We start from the raw sequence: 16,480 nt of genomic DNA on the forward strand, positions 1-16,480 counted from the left end.
CAACCAGTCTCTTTTAATATTGGTTTTGCATCTTCACAAGTAAAAAATCACCATTACCAATTACTAGAATTGCAACATTTTCTTTTACTTTCCTAATTCAATTTCAATCAGCTTTTCCAAAATAAAATTGATTTCGTATTTGAGAGGTTACTGGTTTAGTAACATTTTCAACAACTGCCTTAACAACTTCATAAACGCGTTGAGGATCTTTTAATAAATATGACCCTGCTTGTGACTTAATTGCAATTTTTGGTATAGGAGAACCCATATTAATATCAATAATATCACAATCACTATGTTGATCAACATATTTTGCTGCTGCAACAAAAGTTTTCATATCTGTTACAAAAATTTGCATTGAAATTGGATGTTCTAATTTATTTACTTTAATCATTTGTAAAGTTCATTCATTTTTTTGTAAAATTGCTTTATAACTAACGATTTCAGCATAAATCAATTCTGCTCCTAATTCATGACAAATAATTCGGAATGATTCATTCATAATTCCGGCCATTGGTGCTAAAAAAAATTGCCCTTTGATTTCAATATTTCCAATTCTCATTTTTATAATTCCTTCTTTAATTAACAGTCATTAGATAAATCTTAATTAAAAATAACAATAAATTCAATAAAAAAATTATTTTTAAGGCTAACTATTCCTTATTATAGTTCATATATGATATTACAAAAAAAGTTTCTCAAAAATTAGAAACAAAATATTATTTTCGGTCATGTGGTTTGTTATAATCACATTCAAAACATTTATGGTCACTTTTTGTACCTGAACATGAACATTAACAAGCATGGCAAGATAACCTACAATCTGTCATCTGAATTTCTTTTTTACAAAAATATTGCTTAATAAATATTACTTGTAAGTAAATAGTTAAACGATATTTTCTTTTTTAATTGTAACAAATTTCAATAATTCATTAAAGATATTGTAAAATTATTTTATTATTTTAAAAAATATTTCTAATAATGTTAATAAAAAAATGTAAAACACATAATATTGTTTTACAAATTAAGATCAATCAATTTCACTTGGTTTCTTTGGATGTATATTTTTCTTAATTTGGTCAATTATTCCATTACGAACATGAATAACTGTATTAGCAATATCAGCAATATTTGAGTTATGCGTAACAATAATAACCGTTGTTTTATATTTTTTATTAACATCAACTAAAATTTCAAGTACTTTTCGACCCATTTCTTCATCTAAAGCTCCTGTTGGTTCATCACCAAATAAGATATTTGGATTTTTTGCTAATGCTCTAGCAATTGAAACCCGTTGTTGTTGTCCCCCTGACATTTGGTGAGGATATTTGTTCATTTGTTCTTCCATTCCAATTGTTTCAAAAATATCTTTAATTGTCATATCCTTATTTTTGTTTTTACTTAAATTTTCCCCAACTTCAGCATTTTCTTTGGCAGTTAAATTAGTTAATAAATTATATTGTTGGAAAATAAAACCAACATTATCTCGTCTAAATTTTGTTAAATCAACATCTTTTAATAACGATAAGTTATAGCCAATAACAAAAACATCACCACTTGAAACTTTATCTAAACCTGAAATAATGTTTAGTAATGTTGTTTTTCCTGATCCAGAAGGACCTAAAATAACAATAAAGTCTCCTTTTTCTAATTTTAAATTAATTCCTTTTAAAACTGGCGTTTCAACTTCCCCAGTAATATATGATTTTTTCACATCAACTAGTTCAATTACATATTTACTTGTATCTAATTTACTATTTGTTGTTGAAATAATTTCCCCTTTTAAAATTCGTTTTGAATATAACTTTGTTTGTTTCTTTTGCTCTTTTAACTTTTGTTTAAATTCTTTAACGGCAGTATAATCAACTTTTTTTTTTGGTTCCTTGTCATTTGGTTTTTTTGCTTTAACTTCTTTTTCATGTGGATTTGTTTGGTCTGTACTATGTACATCTTTAATTTCAGCCATCTTGTGTTGTGCCTCCCCTTTAAATACTAAAATACATTTTACAATTACTTTTTATCATAATAATATCATAACAAAATTATTATAATTTTATCAACTTATTTAAAATATCTTGCCCTTGACCGTGTAAAATATTCGGTTGGTATAAAATTTCCAAAAACTATGAAAAAGATAGATATAAAATTCTATCTTTTTTAATTATGTTAAAATTGTCGTTAACCTTGCTTAGTTTAAAAAAATAACAGCAAAATAAACCGAATAAAACTCTCCTACTTGGAATGTCGTAAAACCAAGCAAGCGAGGATAAACAATACAGGGGTTGCCGTATCGCTACGACATAATGGAAGCAATTCTTTTAGGCAATATAAAAGAGTTATCGTGGTTTGGGGATAAATCTTTAACCTGTAATGGTTAAAGGGTAAGGGTTAAAGTGTAAGTGTTCCACAATAAAAAAATTTAGAAATCTTACTATTTATAAGGAGGATTTGAAGGTGTCTTTAAAAGAACTCTGTTGAAAAGAATTAAAAATTAAATTAAAAAATAAGAGAGTATTAATTAATAAATGTCAATGTAGAAGGTGCTTATTTATTAGATGCTGATTTACAAGGTGATAATTTAAAAGGTATCAGAATCACTAAAAAACAATTAGAACAATTAACTGTTATTGAGGAGGATTAATAATGGCTGGCAGTAGTAAATATGATATTTGTATTGAATGTGGCGAAGGTTATTTAAATTGTTGATGTGGTGAAATAGTTGTATGTGTTATATAGGTTGCGAAAATGGAGGTAATTGTTATGGTATTTAAAACAACAAAACAGTTTGCTGATATACAAACAAAAGATAATTTTATTAAAATGGGGGATTAATAATGAATATAACAGAATAAATTAAATATGAAAAGTTAGAAAAAGAAAATAAAAAACTTAAAAAAGAACTTGCTGAATTAAAACAACAACAATTATATAAAGAGGATTTTAATAAATTAACTTGTTTTTGAGGTCTTAGTTGCTGTGGGGAAAAATTTTATATTAAAGACAATTCATTATATGACAAATTACTTAGTAAGGATGTGAAATAATGAAAAAGTTAAATAAAAAAACTATAAACAAAACAAATGAATTAATGCTTAGAAATTATCCAATTTCAAAAGATAAAATTACTGATTAATACTGAGCATTAGAGAAATAAAATTAGGAGGATAAAACATGTATTTAGTTATAAAAGATTCAGATAATATAAAAGATCATTATAAAATAACGGATTTAATTTCAAAAAATACCGATCATGAAAAAAAATAAAACTTTTGATATAAATTTGGTTTAGAACAATATTGGGCAGGATACTGCTGATCAAGTGGAATGATAGATAATATTAAAGATATTGATGAATATTTAACAAAAAAGTTTAAAGAATTACAAAAAAAATCGTGAAATGAAATTATAGAAAATTATGTTGAAGATAAATTTGGTTATACAGTGGTAAATAATTTATCTGATATTAATTGACAAAAACAGTCTGACAAAAATATAGAACCAGTTCATTAAGAATTGTTTTTTGGTTTAATTAATTATTTATTTTTAACTTACTATTAGATATTAATTTTAGTGAAAATAAAATTAAAAGATGAAAAAAAGTGAAGTGATTATCATAAAAAAAGATTTTTAAAAACATAAGGGGAAATTAAATGTAAATATAATTATTGACTGTATTAGATATGAACAAGAGTTCACTATTTTAAATTCAGAATGATTAATTCTTAATAAATTTTATAAATTCCAAAAATATAAAAAAATAAAGTGAGGTAATTAAATATGATAAAAAGAATTTATCTAAATTAAAATTTAATTTCGCAAAAAATAAATAATAAAACACATATTTTAATAAATAAACAAAAAGATTGTGTTGTTTTAGATAAAAATTGTTTAGGTTTATCAAGTTATCAAAATTATTTTAGTTTAAAAATTGATGAAAATAAAAAATATGTAATCAATAATAGCATTAATAATAAAAGTGGTAATATTGTGGGAAAAAATTTAATTTTATCTTTTGAAAAATTAAAACAAGAAAATAAAAAACAGTTTAATTCGCAAAACAAAAATGATGCTAATAATGATTTATTAAATGAATTGCATCCTGTACGATGAAGCGGCAAAAAACAACCCTTTAACAAGAGTTGTTTTTTTATTTGAAAATCAATCTAACAATTTAATAGATATTTTGGTGGTCTAACCCAACAGTAAACAGTCTGGAAATAATAGACACTTTAACAAGTGATAGTCGTGATAAGTCCAAGGTTAATATCAAACGACAATAAACATAGAGATAGTGACTTTATAAATAAATTTGCGTATAGCATTAGGCTCTTCAAGGTGCAAGTAGATTTATTTTAAAAACTGAACGCTTTAACCTGAAATGGTGCGGATGAAGAGAGATAATTCTCTGGCACCACAAAGAAAAAACAACTACAAAGTTGTAGTCATTTTTAGTTAATTAATGGGGGTAATTATGAAAAAGAAAATATGTTTTAAAAAAAGTTATTGAGGATATTGCTTTACATGTAATAAAGAAAATAAATATATTATTACACACGATGAAATTACTGATGAACATTGAGCATTAAATACTAAAAAAAATTAGGGGGAATTAAATTATGGAAAAAAGATACTTATTAATATCAAAAAGTTTATATACTGAAATAGATACTGAATTATTTTATACCTTTGAAGAAGCAAAGGTTACTGCTAAAAATAAATGTTTTAGAGAAAAAACTATTATTGATTTAGAAGATGAAACTATTGAATGGCAAGGAGAATAAATAATATGAAAGAAATTAGAAATTTACAATTATCAGAATTTCAAAAAGAAATTATTAATAAATTAGATGATGAATACTGTTATGAAACTAGTGTCGGTTATGAAGATAGTATTACAATTTTTAATAAAGAACAGGGATTATTAATAAGAATAAATAAAACAGATGACACTGCATCAATAAATGAAAGTTTAGAATTTTGTAAAAGCAGAATTGAAAAAAGTTTAAATAACCATAATCAACTTGTTAAAGATGAAGAAAAAAGAATTAAATTATTAGAACTTATATTAAAGGAGAATAAATAATATGAGTATTGATGAATTTTATGAAAAATATCAAACCAAAGAAAATGAAAATGATTTTAAATTTGATTTTACCGCAGATCATTATTATGTTAAGAATGATTGGTCGTTAAATTTTAAGGAATTACATCTTGATAAATATAATATTGATGAATTTAAACAGTTAATTGAAGATTATGATAATAATCGTAAAAATTGAGAAAAAAACGAAATTTGTCAAGATTGTGAAAGAAGAAAAAGAAATAAAGAATTTTGTAAAGAATAGAATAAATAATATGTATAAAGATGAAAATGGAAATATTTATACTGAAGAAGATTTATTTAATGAAGTATTAGAAGAATGTTATTCAGAAGAGAGTGCTTATGACTATATTGAGACATTAATTGACGAAAAGAATTTGGAGGAATTATAATATGAAAACATTAAAAGATATGATTGCGGACTTAACTAGTATTGAAGTTGAACAAGAAAAATTAAATCAATATTTATAAAGTGAAAAATTAGATTTAAAAGATGCTAGATTACGTCGTGCTAATTTAAAAGGTGCTAATTTAACTGGTGCTTATTTAGAATATGCTGATTTAGAAAAAGCTGATTTAAAAGGTGCTGATTTAGAAGATGCTAATTTACGTCGTGCTAATTTACGCGATGCTGATTTAAAAGAAGATAATTTACGCTGTGCTTATGGTCACATTGACCAGTTCCCGTTAATAAATTAACATTTCTATTAGGAATAAAATTCTCTATATTTGGTTGTGCACATTTAACTTGTAAATTACCTAAATTACTTATTTCTATAGTTTTATAAGCACTTTTAAATTTTTCAATACTTTGAATTGTTGGGTCAATTTGTCTTAAATCAATTTCATTTTCATAATAAGCATCATAAAAGTCATCAGAAAATAAAGTTGTTGGATATTAAATTAAATTTTTACATTGTGCTGGTGCTATTATTTTAGTTTTTAATGGTAGTATTACATCAGAAGGCATAATATTTTTGGTATAAACTTAATACTTATATGGTACTGGTGGTAGAACATATTGTGGGTAATTAAAAGTTGGTATTTCATAATCATGGGGTAATAAAAAACTAGTTTTATAATTAGTTGTCATATCTCGTAAATAATTATTTAATGTACTTTTTGTTTTACCTCTAAAACTTCATACTGATAAGCGTAAATAATCTTCTTCATTATTAGTATATGGGTTATCAACATAAAAGATAATTTCAAAATTACCTTTATATAATACTTGAATTGAAAACATATCAATTTATATAACTACAATTTGTCCCATCTGGTGTTTGTAAGAATTCTAAATCATTATCTTTTTCACTATCACTAACTGCTGTTTGTGCATCAACTGCTTTAGTTTGTTCATTAATTAAATAAACTCTATTAGTTATAGGATTTAATTGTTTTAAATTATAAGTTGAATAAACTAATTCACTAGTTGGTGTACCATCTTTATTTAAAACAGTACCTTTTAATTTATCAGTTAATAAAGTTGTAAAACTAAAACTAGTAGCATTAGCATCAATCATAGCACCAACTTTATCATTACCCCGTTCTCTAAATATTTCAAAAGGTAAATAACCAGCAGCAGATTTAGACCCTCAAAAAGCATCATTATAAAAACTATAAACATTAAACACTCATAAACCAATTAAGTCATGGAAAATTAGGTCATTTATCATCTTGTGTAATTGTTAAATTACCAATTCAATCTCATGGAATACCAAAAGAAACAAAATTTAAGAATTTACCAACACCAGGAATAGTAAAAGGATTAAATACTAATTTTTGTGTATAGTTTAATGGTAATGTAGTAATTTGTCGATTAATAAAATTATTCATATTTAAAATATCTCAAATATTACATGAGCCCATTTTATTATATTCAATTTGAACTTTACCAAAAATATTACCAAATTCATCTTTTCTTCTAAAATAAGATGATGCTTGTGTACTAATTATAATATCAACATTACCACTATTTACTTTTAATTTTGCTGGTTGTGTTATTTTTCAATGCTTAGACCAATAAGGTTTAGAATTTGCACCTTCTTCATTAATAGTTGTTCCAACAGTTGGATTAGTTGCAGTTGATGCTGTTTTATCAGTTATTACCATACCTTCATTATTTTTTTTCAATTCAAAAATCAGACATTGATTGAATATGTTCTTTTCAATCTTTATAACCAGTAATAATTGTTGGTTGAATTCCTTGAATATTATATCAACTTACATCAGGTGATGAATAAGTATTTATTTTATCAGGTGGAGCAGGATACATGTTATACATTAATAAATCACGAGAATTCATTACTTTTTTATTAAATTCACCTTTAATAATTGGTCGACCAATAATAGGCATATCAAATAAAATAGGATTACCATAAAATTTAACTGCCATTGCTCTAACACCTTGGTAAGACATTAGATAATATTTGCTTTTCTTTTTGTTCTAATAAAGCATTAATTTCATCTTGTGTCATATTTTCTTTATATTCATATTTAAAGTTTGACATACTTTAATCCCTCCATTATTTTTTTATAGAAAATTTCAAAAACTATCGTCACCATCTTACCATCATTTTAATTTTTGTAAACTTGTGGATATTTTTTCTTAATTTCAGTTCTAGTTTCTTCAATACCTTTTTTAAAACCTTTTTCATATTGTTCTAAATATTCTTTTTGATTATTAACTCCATAATCGTAAGTTTCTTTCATTAATTCTTGGAATATTTTAGTATGTTCTTCACAAGCAGGAACACCAATACCATTTCAATTTTTACTTACTTTTCAACATTTCTTTTAATTTGTTTTTTTGCCATAATTTTACCTTCTCTTTCCAAATTGCTTACTTATTAAAAATGGATTATCTAATGTTTTTATAAAATATTCCATAATATCCATAACAGCATAAGTCATAGCATCAAAACCATCATCAAATAATTTATTATCTTCTAATTTATAAGTAGATTTATTTGCTGGTGGTTTCTTCCATTCCATTTTTAACATATCTTTAAATAACTCTGGTGTTAATCTTTGACTAATTTGTAAATAATTCTTATTTAGCAGGATGATTATAGCATCAATTCTATCAGTTCTATATCATATCTCTTTATTAACTGGTTTAAATATTAATCAATTAGCATCAGGAAAATATTTTCGCCTAATATTATTTAATGTATCAACCTCTACTAAATGACCGCCACCAGTATCAACATTTACCTCTAAACCATTATATAAATCATTTCATTGTGTAGCACATATTATATAAAAGTGTACTATTTCATGTAAAACTTTCATTATGTCTTTTTGTACCATTTCAGCATTACTATGTTTATATTCCATTAATGGTGTCATTTTTTTATAATTGTTATCTATTCCCATTAAAATTGCATGGGTAGCATGTCCTAATGGTGATTCAGCATAACCTAAATCTAATCCTGCTCTAAAATTAACTGGTTCAAAATCATATAATTTACTAAATAAATAATTAGCAAAAATAGAACCATCTAATGCACCGGGCATTCCAATTCCTCAAACCTCATATTTTTTAGGTCATTCTGCTTTTAATTCATATAATTTCATTAATTCATCATAATTTAAATTATCTTTATTAATTAAATAATTAGTATAATGATTAATTACTTTTTTATCATATGCTTTTTGACCTGTTTTAGGATCTAAGACTGGAACTATAATTTTAGATATTTGTTCACCATTACTTTCTAATTCTTTACGATTAAATGGCATTAATTTATTTAAATAATCGATATGATCTTGATAAATACTATCAGGATTAGTACTTGTAATTAATATTAATTTTTTATAATCACGAACTGCTTGCATAATTGCTTCTTTTTCTGATTTACTAAATTCATTTGCTTCTTCTAATCAAATAATACATAAATTAGCACCATTTGCTCGTGCTGTTCCTTTACCTAATACTTGACTATTATTACTTTTTATTGCTCCTTGTAATTTAATAAAACTACCATTAGGAAATAATCAAGTAGGTTTATTAAACCTAGCATTATATTGATAATGACCACCTTTTCATTTTTTAGTAGGATTAAGAATTAAACCTATTTTATCTAATGCATCTTGAATATCTTGTTGCATTTCAGCAGTATCGGCACTATTTAATCTAAAACCATATATTGCTATTTTTTTATCTTTATGTGCTAATACTACACAACTTAATAATGCTATTAATTCATCAATAGAATATGTTTTACCTGCTTTACGACTACCTGCTAAATTAATCTCATCAGCAATATATTCAGCACTATTCAATAGACTAGTTACTATTTTATTAAGATAACTATATTCATATAACATTGCCATTATATATCACGACCATTCGTTATATTAATTACTGGTGGAGTATAATTTATTTCAGTTTCATTTTCACGACCATAATACTGTGCATATACTGATACACCCCCCTTAGTTTCATTTAAGAGATGTAATTTTATATTATTTTCTAATATTCGTATTTTCATTTTTAAGGTTTTCATATTCATCTTCTTCTAATTCACAAAATATTAATAAGGTTTCTTTTGTAGCAAGTTTGTAATTATTTTGTATACAATAATCATCAAATTTACTTATTTTTACATCAATATTCCGCTTTTTTGCATCTTTTCACCAATTAATTCCCACTTTTGCCATCTTTTTTACCTCTTTTGTCATCACCATTCTACAAAAAAATATCAAAAAGTAAAATAAAAAAAGACTTTTTCAAGTCTTTATTCTTAGTAATTTTTAAACAAGAGATTAAGGGTTGATTAATTCTACTTGTATTAAATTACATCACCATCCTAACATCTTTTAATAAAATGTCAATAAAATTTTAATTTTAATGTATAAATATATATTAAGAAAGGGTTGAACAAATCTTATGAAAAAGAAAAAATATAAACATTTTAATCTTGAAAAAAGATATAAATTAAAAGAATATTTAGAATGCGAAACATTTAAAAAGAAAAATGGTACACCTAATTATTCTAAAATAGGAGAAGTAATGAATAAAAGTCGTAATACAATTAGATTAGAGGCTAAAAGACTTAAAGAAGAATATGAACCTGAAAAAGCACATAAAGATTATAAACGAAAGCGTAAAAAATCTATTAAATATACAACAATTACAAAAAAAGTTGTAAATTATATAAGAAAAATTTTAAGTAAAAAAAGTTATTCACCAAGATTAATTATTTATGAATATGAAAAAAAATATAGTGAAAAGTTTCCATTTTCACATATGACACTTTATAAATATATTGATTATAAAGTTTTTGATGATGAAAATATTGAAATTAAGAAAAAATTACCATTTAAAGGTAAAAAATATAAAACAAAAAAAAGAAAAGATGATCGTGGTCAATTAACTAATATTAGATTTATTGAAGAAGCAAAACATGAAAAAGGTACTTTTGGTTGATTTCAAATGGATTGTATTATTGGAAAAGAACATCAATCAGCTTGTTTAACTTTTACGGAAGAAAAGAGTTTATATACTATTTGTTTTAAATTAAATCAGCATAATTCAGAAGAGGTTAATAATGCTCTTAAATGTATTTTTAAAAATAAACTTTATAAAGTAAGTATAAAAGGAATTATTACAGATCAAGGTAAATAATTTAGTAAGTGAAAAGAGATAGAGAAAATTACTAATACAAATGTTTATTTTTGTGATGCTGGAACTCCAACTCAAAAAGCAAAAGTTGAAAGAATAAATAGAGATATTAGAGAATATTTACCTAAAGGAACTGATTTTAATAATGTTAGTCAAAAAGAAATTAATAAAGTTATGAAAATTATTAATGAAAAGCCTCGACCAAGTTTAGGTTGATTATCCTCCAGAGAGGTATTTTTACAAAATATTAATATTTAACTTTTTTAAATATAAATTATATATTTGTAACAAATTTTTCTTTTTGTCGTGCTTAAATATTAATTTATATTTAAAAAAGTTATTTTTTTTTGAAAAAATATTGCATTTTAAAATAAAAAGTATATTATCAAATTAATAAGGGTTGATTGACCTACTTGTATCTTTACAATACAGTTTTTTATATAGGAGATGTAATATGCCAACTTGATTAACGACAATATTTAGTGTTGTTATTATATTAGGATTTTTTTGCTTGAATTGGTTTATCAATTTATCAAAAAATTAAACAAATTCGAGGAAAAAAAAGAAAAAAATAAATTAAAATAAAGGACGATAAAAAATAATGTTAGGTATGTATTTAACAACGACGGTTAATTTTTTAACAGTACCTACACCTAAAACTATGACTGAGGGTATGACTGGGATTTGAACTGGTTTATTCTAATTGGATTGGTTTATCAGAAACCATCACTTGAGTAGAATCATTTGGATTAACAATTTGTCCCGAAAAAAAAATAATCTAGCACTTAGTTACTTATCTTAATAATTTTCTTATAATTTTATATTAATAGGTGTTTCAAAAGTTCATATTTCTTGATTGCCAGTATTAAAATTTTTAAATTTAAAAACAGTTATTACTTTATGTGTACTATAATATAATAACTTAAGTAATAAGTCAATTTTTTTTATAAACTTGACTTACATTTTAGACTGTGCACTTAACCACATAAGTTCAGTTTTATAAAGTTTATCTTTTCTTCTCATAAACTTTCTACATTTATAGGAAACATTTGATATTTTACAAAAATTTTTTCATTATTAAAAAATAATTATTTTTTATAATTATACTTAAGAATAATTTGGCGAGTATTTTCCGAACCAATTGACTTTGAAATTACTTCTGGAAATTTTAGAACATTACTATGAACTAATTTTCGTTGTTCTTTATTCATAACAGGCAATAATTGATCTTTTTTTGATGATAAAACTCTCTTAACAACACTTTGTACAGCTTCTAATAAGATTAATTTATCATAATTAAAAATAATAATAAATTTAAAATCATTTTGAAATTTACGACTAATATATGTATGCAATAATGTTTCTAAAATAAAAACAAAATTAAAAATATTAATATTTATTTTAAAACCTCTAATATTTAATGTAATTAAAAATTGCTTATTAGAATATGAAAAAGACATCTCATATTCTTTCGTTAATAAGATATCTTTGATAATACTATCTAAATGTTCTTTACAAAAAAAAATAATATCATTAATTTCAAAAAAGGTTACTTCTAGTCGCTGAAAAAATAATTTTGTTGATAATTCAGTTTTATAAAAGAAGTTTTTATTTGAATTATTTAAAAATTCTCTAATTTTTTTTTGCGACTTAAATTTTTTTATGAAAATCATTAATCTTTATTTTTTTTCTTACTATGTAAAGAAAATTTATATTTTTTAGGTTTTGATTTAACCGGATTATAAGAAATTTTATCGGCATTATTTGTTTTAACTTGTTTTGTTTTTGTAATTTCAACATTTTCAATATTATTAGTTGTTTTTAAATGTTGTTTTCTAACAAATAAATGTTTAATTCTTTGTCCAAACGATTCTTTGTTTTTATTTTTTTTACTTCGTTTCTTAACTCGTAAGAAATGAAATCCTAATGTTTGTAAAATTTGAATAAAGGCTGAGAAAATTCAATAAATAGCAACCCCAGATGCAATTGAAATTGTAACTACAAAGAATACAACAATCATTACTCCTTGCATAATAAATTGCCGTTTACGTGCTTTTTTCTGTTCCTTTGTAATAACTCTTGTTTTACGAAGATTTAAAATAGTTGGTAAAATCATCGAAAGAATTTGAATAGGCAAATATACAAATAATAAAGTTAAATAAACATAATTTCCACTAGTAATCATATCTCATGGCTTTTCAATTAAAGAAATTTGCCCAATTGTCGCCATTTTTAATTCTCGTGTTGCTCTAACAACAGTATACATCGCAATTAAAAACGGAATTGTTAAAAAAGACGAACCAATTGTGGATAATGGAGAAACTCCTTCTTTGCGATACAACTGCATCATTTCCATTTGTTGCTTTTGTTTTGCTGCTGGATCTTTTGAAACCTTATATTTGGCCTGAATTTCTGCTTGTTTAATTTGCATTAATTGCATTTTGTCTTGATTTCGTTGTGTTTTTCAACTAAACATTAAAGTAATTAAACGCACAATTAATGAAGTTAAAAATAATGCGCCAATAATTCCTGCACCATTATCTAATCCACCAAAACCATAAATTAAATTAACTAAAATTCAAGCAACAGGAAACACAAAACAACCATAAAATGGTGAAGATGTTTTAACAAAAGCATCAGAACATGTTCTAATTGCTAAATATGAATATTCATATAGTTGTCCATTTTCAAAATGAAAAAAGTGTTCTTTCCCAACATTAGTGTATCCTAAAATAATTTCAAAGAAAACTCCTGGTTTATATACTTTCTGACCAGAAACATCTAAAATTTGGGCAGTCCCATATTTTGGAACCATCATTTGCCCACAACCTCATAACATTGATATAATTAAAAAAAGATACAGGACTAATTTTGTTGATTTCCAGGCAATTGAATATCAAGGTTTTCGTGTTCTTTTCCCATCGGAAAAAATATAATCACGATAGTTCACTATTTCGCCTCCTTTTTACATTTTGATTTGATTTAATAAAATTTCTTTATTAATTAAATAACTATTGTTAAAATATGATTTTCGAACAATAATGATTTGATCATAACCTTCTGTTACTAAAAAATCAAAATTTAACATACTTCGAATTTGTCTTTTTACTTTATTTCTAACAACAGCATTTCCTAATTTTTTACCAACAGATATTCCAAAACGATGATAATTAAGATCATTTCTTTTAAAATAAATAAAATAAGGGTTAGTTTTAATAAAAGAACAATTATTTATTATTTTTTGAAATTCATAATTTTTTTTAACAATAAATTTTTTTTTCACATTTCGACACAAATAGAAAAATAAATTATTTTACCAGCATTTTTAAGCTGATAATACTTTTCTTCCTTTCGCTCTTCTTTTACTTAAAACTTTACGGCCTGAAGCTGATTCCATTCTTGCTCGAAAACCATGTGTTCTTTTATGTTTAATTTTACTTGGTTGTCACGTTCTTTTCATTACTAGCACCTCCTTATGATATAAATTATTAAAACATCATATAAATAATATCTTAATTAATAAAAAATATCAATTAAAATAATATTTTTAAAAAATAAAAATGGAAATTGATATGCTTTTTCATCTCCATTTATCTTTTTGCTTATAATAATATTATTTTGTGTAATTTGGTGGTTCTTTGGTAATTGCAATATCATGTGGATGTGATTCTTTTAAACCATTATTTGAAATTTCCACAAACTGAGCTGTTTTTTGCAACATTAGAATATTTTTTGCACCACAATAACCAAAACCGCTCCGTATACCACCAATAAATTGAAATAAAATATCACTTAATTTACCCTTTAATAAAACTCGTCCTTCAACTCCTTCTGGAACTAATTTACGATTTTTATCTTGAAAATAACGATCAGCACTGCCTTTTTTCATAGCAGCTAATGAGCCCATTCCCATATATGTTTTATATTTTTTACCTTCAACAATCATTTCTTCACCAGGTGCTTCAAATGTTGATGCAAAAACTGAACCCATCATTACTGCATTAGCACCAGCTGCAAGTGCTTTAACAACATCCCCAGAATATTTAATTCCACCATCAGCAATGACTGCAATTTCTTTTCCTTTACAAACCTCATAAACATCATTAATGGCTGTCATTTGAGGAACTCCAACTCCAGCAACAACTCTTGTTGTACAAATACTTCCTGGTCCGACACCAACTTTAATTGCATTAGCACCAGCTGCAATTAAATCTAAAGCTCCTTGAGCAGTAACAACATTCCCAGCAATTAAATTAATCGTTGGAAAATCTTTTTTAATTTTTTTAACCATATTAATAATACCTTTACTATGACCATGTGCTGAATCAACAACAATTACATCAACTCCAGCGGCAACAAGTTTTTCAACACGTAATAATGTATTTTCATCAATTCCAATGGCTGCACCTACTCGTAATTGTCCTTGTTCATCTTTACAAGCATTAGGATATTCGTCACGATTATTAATATCTTTAATGGTAATTAATCCAATTAACACATTTTTTTCATTAACGATTGGTAGTTTTTCAATACGATTATTTAACAAAATATCTTTTGCTTGTTCTAAATCAATATTTTCATGAGTTGTAATTAAGTTTTTTATAGTCATAAATTTATCCACAGAAGCAGTTAATTCATGACATGCTCTAATATCCCGATTTGTAATTATTCCCAATAATCTGTTTTCTTCATCAACAATTGGTAAACCAGAAATACGATATTGAGCCATAATATTTTCAGCATCCTGAACTGTCATTGTTGGTTTTAATGTTATAGGATTAATAATAAAACCCGACTCGTTACGTTTAACTTTTTCAACTTCTGCTGCTTGTTTATAAATTGATAAATTTTTATGAATAATTCCAATTCCACCCTCGCGAGCAATTGCGATTGCCAATTTTGATTCAGTAACAGTATCCATTGCTGAAGATATAAAAGGAATATTTAATTCAATATTTTTTGTTAGTTTAGTTCTTAAGTCAATCTGATATGGTAAAATATCTGATTTTTGTGGAACTAATAGTAGATCATCAAAGGTATAAGATTTTTTAATTTGCATGTTTGTTCCTCCAAAATATTTAATACAAAAAATTTAATAAAATAAATATGACCATTAAAACTAATTAACAAACAGTCTTAACAAATTAAAAATAAATTAAGACCTATAGTATTTAATTTAAGGTTGATTGTAGAGACACTAGACCATATTTCTAGTATATATAGGATTATTGTAAGTATTAAATTTTATTAATTATAACAAAAAAAAGTAAAATAGACCAATAAAATTTACATTTAAATTTTAAAAACTATACCTATGTATCTACACATATAAGTTCACTTTTTTAAAGTTTATCTTATTTTTTGCATCGTGTAAATGAAGTGCAACAAATCAACTCAGAAGGGAGTTAATTTGTTGCACTTCATTTTACATAATTCAGTTTAATAAATACTCTATTTAAAATATTTTTTTATTTTATAATAATAGTTAATAGTTAATATATTTTTTAATAAAATTAATTATACCATATTTTAATTTGTTATTAGCAATTTTTTCGATAATATTTACATTAATAAAAATTATTGTAAAATTTTATCACTTTCCACAATAAAAAACAATTTACACCATAAAATGTTAATAATGTGAAAAACAATAAAAATAATCAATAAAAACAATACTTTTAAAGATAATATAAAAAATATTTAATATAGAAAACTATTAATTTTTATTAATTTTGCTCATTTTTTAATAC

At 24.4% G+C, this 16,480-nt stretch carries 23 protein-coding genes, 2 pseudogenes and 1 riboswitch; of the genes and pseudogenes, 10 read left to right on the top strand and 15 right to left on the bottom strand.

Annotation, left to right across the window (positions count from 1 at the left end):
• Positions 1-13: 13 nt before the first annotated feature.
• Together SKUN_RS11115 and SKUN_RS07800 are read right to left on the bottom strand one after the other, a co-directional pair.
• Positions 14-562, bottom strand: a complete 549-nt coding sequence (locus tag SKUN_RS11115) for a tRNA dihydrouridine synthase (RefSeq protein WP_235511146.1) — start codon at positions 560-562, stop codon at positions 14-16.
• 462 nt (positions 563-1,024) lie between these two features.
• A complete protein-coding gene (locus SKUN_RS07800) occupies positions 1,025-1,966 on the bottom strand; it encodes an ABC transporter ATP-binding protein (RefSeq protein ID WP_053391550.1) in 942 nt (313 codons plus the stop codon).
• A 1,358-nt stretch (positions 1,967-3,324) separates the two neighbouring features.
• Between SKUN_RS07800 and SKUN_RS07805 the strand changes: the two genes are divergently transcribed.
• The 8 genes from SKUN_RS07805 (at position 3,325) to SKUN_RS11865 (ending at position 5,800) form a co-directional block, all read left to right on the top strand.
• Positions 3,325-3,510: a hypothetical protein gene (locus SKUN_RS07805; RefSeq protein WP_053391551.1), complete on the top strand. Its 186-nt coding sequence runs from the start codon at positions 3,325-3,327 to the stop codon at positions 3,508-3,510.
• A gap of 477 nt (positions 3,511-3,987) precedes the next feature.
• Positions 3,988-4,167, top strand: coding sequence for a hypothetical protein (locus tag SKUN_RS07810; protein ID WP_053391552.1), 180 nt, complete (start codon positions 3,988-3,990; stop codon positions 4,165-4,167).
• 304 nt (positions 4,168-4,471) lie between these two features.
• Positions 4,472-4,603 carry a hypothetical protein gene (locus SKUN_RS11510; RefSeq protein ID WP_268794838.1) on the top strand — a complete coding sequence of 44 codons (132 nt, stop codon included), beginning with the start codon at positions 4,472-4,474 and terminating at the stop codon, positions 4,601-4,603.
• A gap of 13 nt (positions 4,604-4,616) precedes the next feature.
• Positions 4,617-4,781 carry a hypothetical protein gene (locus SKUN_RS09595; RefSeq protein ID WP_158500832.1) on the top strand — a complete coding sequence of 55 codons (165 nt, stop codon included), beginning with the start codon at positions 4,617-4,619 and terminating at the stop codon, positions 4,779-4,781.
• A gap of 5 nt (positions 4,782-4,786) precedes the next feature.
• Positions 4,787-5,083: a hypothetical protein gene (locus SKUN_RS07815; RefSeq protein ID WP_053391553.1), complete on the top strand. Its 297-nt coding sequence runs from the start codon at positions 4,787-4,789 to the stop codon at positions 5,081-5,083.
• Position 5,084: 1 nt separating this feature from the next.
• A complete protein-coding gene (locus tag SKUN_RS07820; RefSeq protein WP_053391554.1) occupies positions 5,085-5,345 on the top strand; it encodes a hypothetical protein in 261 nt (86 codons plus the stop codon).
• Positions 5,346-5,355: 10 nt separating this feature from the next.
• Positions 5,356-5,493 carry a hypothetical protein gene (locus SKUN_RS09600; protein WP_158500833.1) on the top strand — a complete coding sequence of 46 codons (138 nt, stop codon included), beginning with the start codon at positions 5,356-5,358 and terminating at the stop codon, positions 5,491-5,493.
• Positions 5,494-5,587: 94 nt separating this feature from the next.
• Positions 5,588-5,800 carry a pentapeptide repeat-containing protein gene (locus SKUN_RS11865; protein ID WP_408640753.1) on the top strand — a complete coding sequence of 71 codons (213 nt, stop codon included), beginning with the start codon at positions 5,588-5,590 and terminating at the stop codon, positions 5,798-5,800.
• A 289-nt stretch (positions 5,801-6,089) separates the two neighbouring features.
• Here SKUN_RS11865 and SKUN_RS07825 read toward each other — a convergent pair whose 3' ends face one another.
• The 8 genes from SKUN_RS07825 to SKUN_RS07850 form a co-directional block, all read right to left on the bottom strand.
• Positions 6,090-6,347, bottom strand: coding sequence for a hypothetical protein (locus SKUN_RS07825; protein ID WP_053391555.1), 258 nt, complete (start codon positions 6,345-6,347; stop codon positions 6,090-6,092).
• The gene (locus SKUN_RS07830; protein ID WP_053391556.1) at positions 6,322-6,735 is read right to left on the bottom strand and encodes a hypothetical protein; all 414 of its coding nucleotides are present in this window, start codon (positions 6,733-6,735) and stop codon (positions 6,322-6,324) included. Before SKUN_RS07830 ends, SKUN_RS07825 begins: the two co-directional genes overlap by 26 nt.
• Complete coding sequence (locus SKUN_RS07835) at positions 6,728-7,234, bottom strand: hypothetical protein (RefSeq protein ID WP_053391557.1); 507 nt, start codon at positions 7,232-7,234, stop codon at positions 6,728-6,730. Before SKUN_RS07835 ends, SKUN_RS07830 begins: the two co-directional genes overlap by 8 nt.
• Positions 7,221-7,496, bottom strand: a complete 276-nt coding sequence (locus tag SKUN_RS07840; RefSeq protein ID WP_053391558.1) for a hypothetical protein — start codon at positions 7,494-7,496, stop codon at positions 7,221-7,223. The genes SKUN_RS07835 and SKUN_RS07840 overlap by 14 nt, the downstream gene beginning before the upstream one ends.
• A 182-nt stretch (positions 7,497-7,678) precedes the next feature.
• Complete coding sequence (locus tag SKUN_RS11515; RefSeq protein WP_268794839.1) at positions 7,679-7,813, bottom strand: hypothetical protein; 135 nt, start codon at positions 7,811-7,813, stop codon at positions 7,679-7,681.
• 108 nt (positions 7,814-7,921) lie between these two features.
• Positions 7,922-9,439: a hypothetical protein gene (locus SKUN_RS07845; protein ID WP_053391559.1), complete on the bottom strand. Its 1,518-nt coding sequence runs from the start codon at positions 9,437-9,439 to the stop codon at positions 7,922-7,924.
• Entirely contained in the window at positions 9,439-9,597 is a 159-nt protein-coding gene (locus SKUN_RS09605; RefSeq protein ID WP_158500834.1) for a hypothetical protein, read from the bottom strand. Before SKUN_RS09605 ends, SKUN_RS07845 begins: the two co-directional genes overlap by 1 nt.
• Positions 9,572-9,766 (bottom strand): hypothetical protein, encoded by a 195-nt coding sequence (locus SKUN_RS07850; protein ID WP_053391560.1) that lies wholly within the window; start codon positions 9,764-9,766, stop codon positions 9,572-9,574. The genes SKUN_RS09605 and SKUN_RS07850 overlap by 26 nt, the downstream gene beginning before the upstream one ends.
• Before the next feature lie 229 nt (positions 9,767-9,995).
• Between SKUN_RS07850 and SKUN_RS07855 the strand changes: the two are divergent.
• Positions 9,996-10,988, top strand: a pseudogene (locus SKUN_RS07855) (IS30 family transposase).
• Between the two features lie 196 nt (positions 10,989-11,184).
• Positions 11,185-11,305: pseudogene (locus SKUN_RS11680) on the top strand (hypothetical protein).
• Positions 11,306-11,818: 513 nt separating this feature from the next.
• Here SKUN_RS11680 and SKUN_RS07860 read toward each other — a convergent pair.
• From SKUN_RS07860 to guaB, 5 genes are all read right to left on the bottom strand, one after another.
• Positions 11,819-12,403: a R3H domain-containing nucleic acid-binding protein gene (locus SKUN_RS07860; protein WP_053391562.1), complete on the bottom strand. Its 585-nt coding sequence runs from the start codon at positions 12,401-12,403 to the stop codon at positions 11,819-11,821.
• Positions 12,403-13,680, bottom strand: coding sequence for a membrane protein insertase YidC (gene yidC / locus SKUN_RS07865; protein WP_053391563.1), 1,278 nt, complete (start codon positions 13,678-13,680; stop codon positions 12,403-12,405). The genes SKUN_RS07860 and yidC overlap by 1 nt, the downstream gene beginning before the upstream one ends.
• 15 nt (positions 13,681-13,695) lie before the next feature.
• Positions 13,696-14,013, bottom strand: coding sequence for a ribonuclease P protein component (gene rnpA, locus SKUN_RS07870; protein ID WP_053391564.1), 318 nt, complete (start codon positions 14,011-14,013; stop codon positions 13,696-13,698).
• Positions 14,014-14,055: 42 nt separating this feature from the next.
• Positions 14,056-14,190: a 50S ribosomal protein L34 gene (gene rpmH / locus SKUN_RS07875; RefSeq protein WP_004028019.1), complete on the bottom strand. Its 135-nt coding sequence runs from the start codon at positions 14,188-14,190 to the stop codon at positions 14,056-14,058.
• Positions 14,191-14,343: 153 nt separating this feature from the next.
• Positions 14,344-15,789 (bottom strand): IMP dehydrogenase, encoded by a 1,446-nt coding sequence (gene guaB / locus SKUN_RS07880; protein WP_053391565.1) that lies wholly within the window; start codon positions 15,787-15,789, stop codon positions 14,344-14,346.
• An 86-nt stretch (positions 15,790-15,875) separates the two neighbouring features.
• Positions 15,876-15,973, bottom strand: a riboswitch (purine riboswitch).
• Positions 15,974-16,480: the final 507 nt, after the last annotated feature.

Source organism: Spiroplasma kunkelii CR2-3x (genome assembly GCF_001274875.1).
GTDB classification, from domain to species: Bacteria; Bacillota_I; Bacilli_A; order Mycoplasmatales; family Mycoplasmataceae; genus Spiroplasma; species Spiroplasma kunkelii.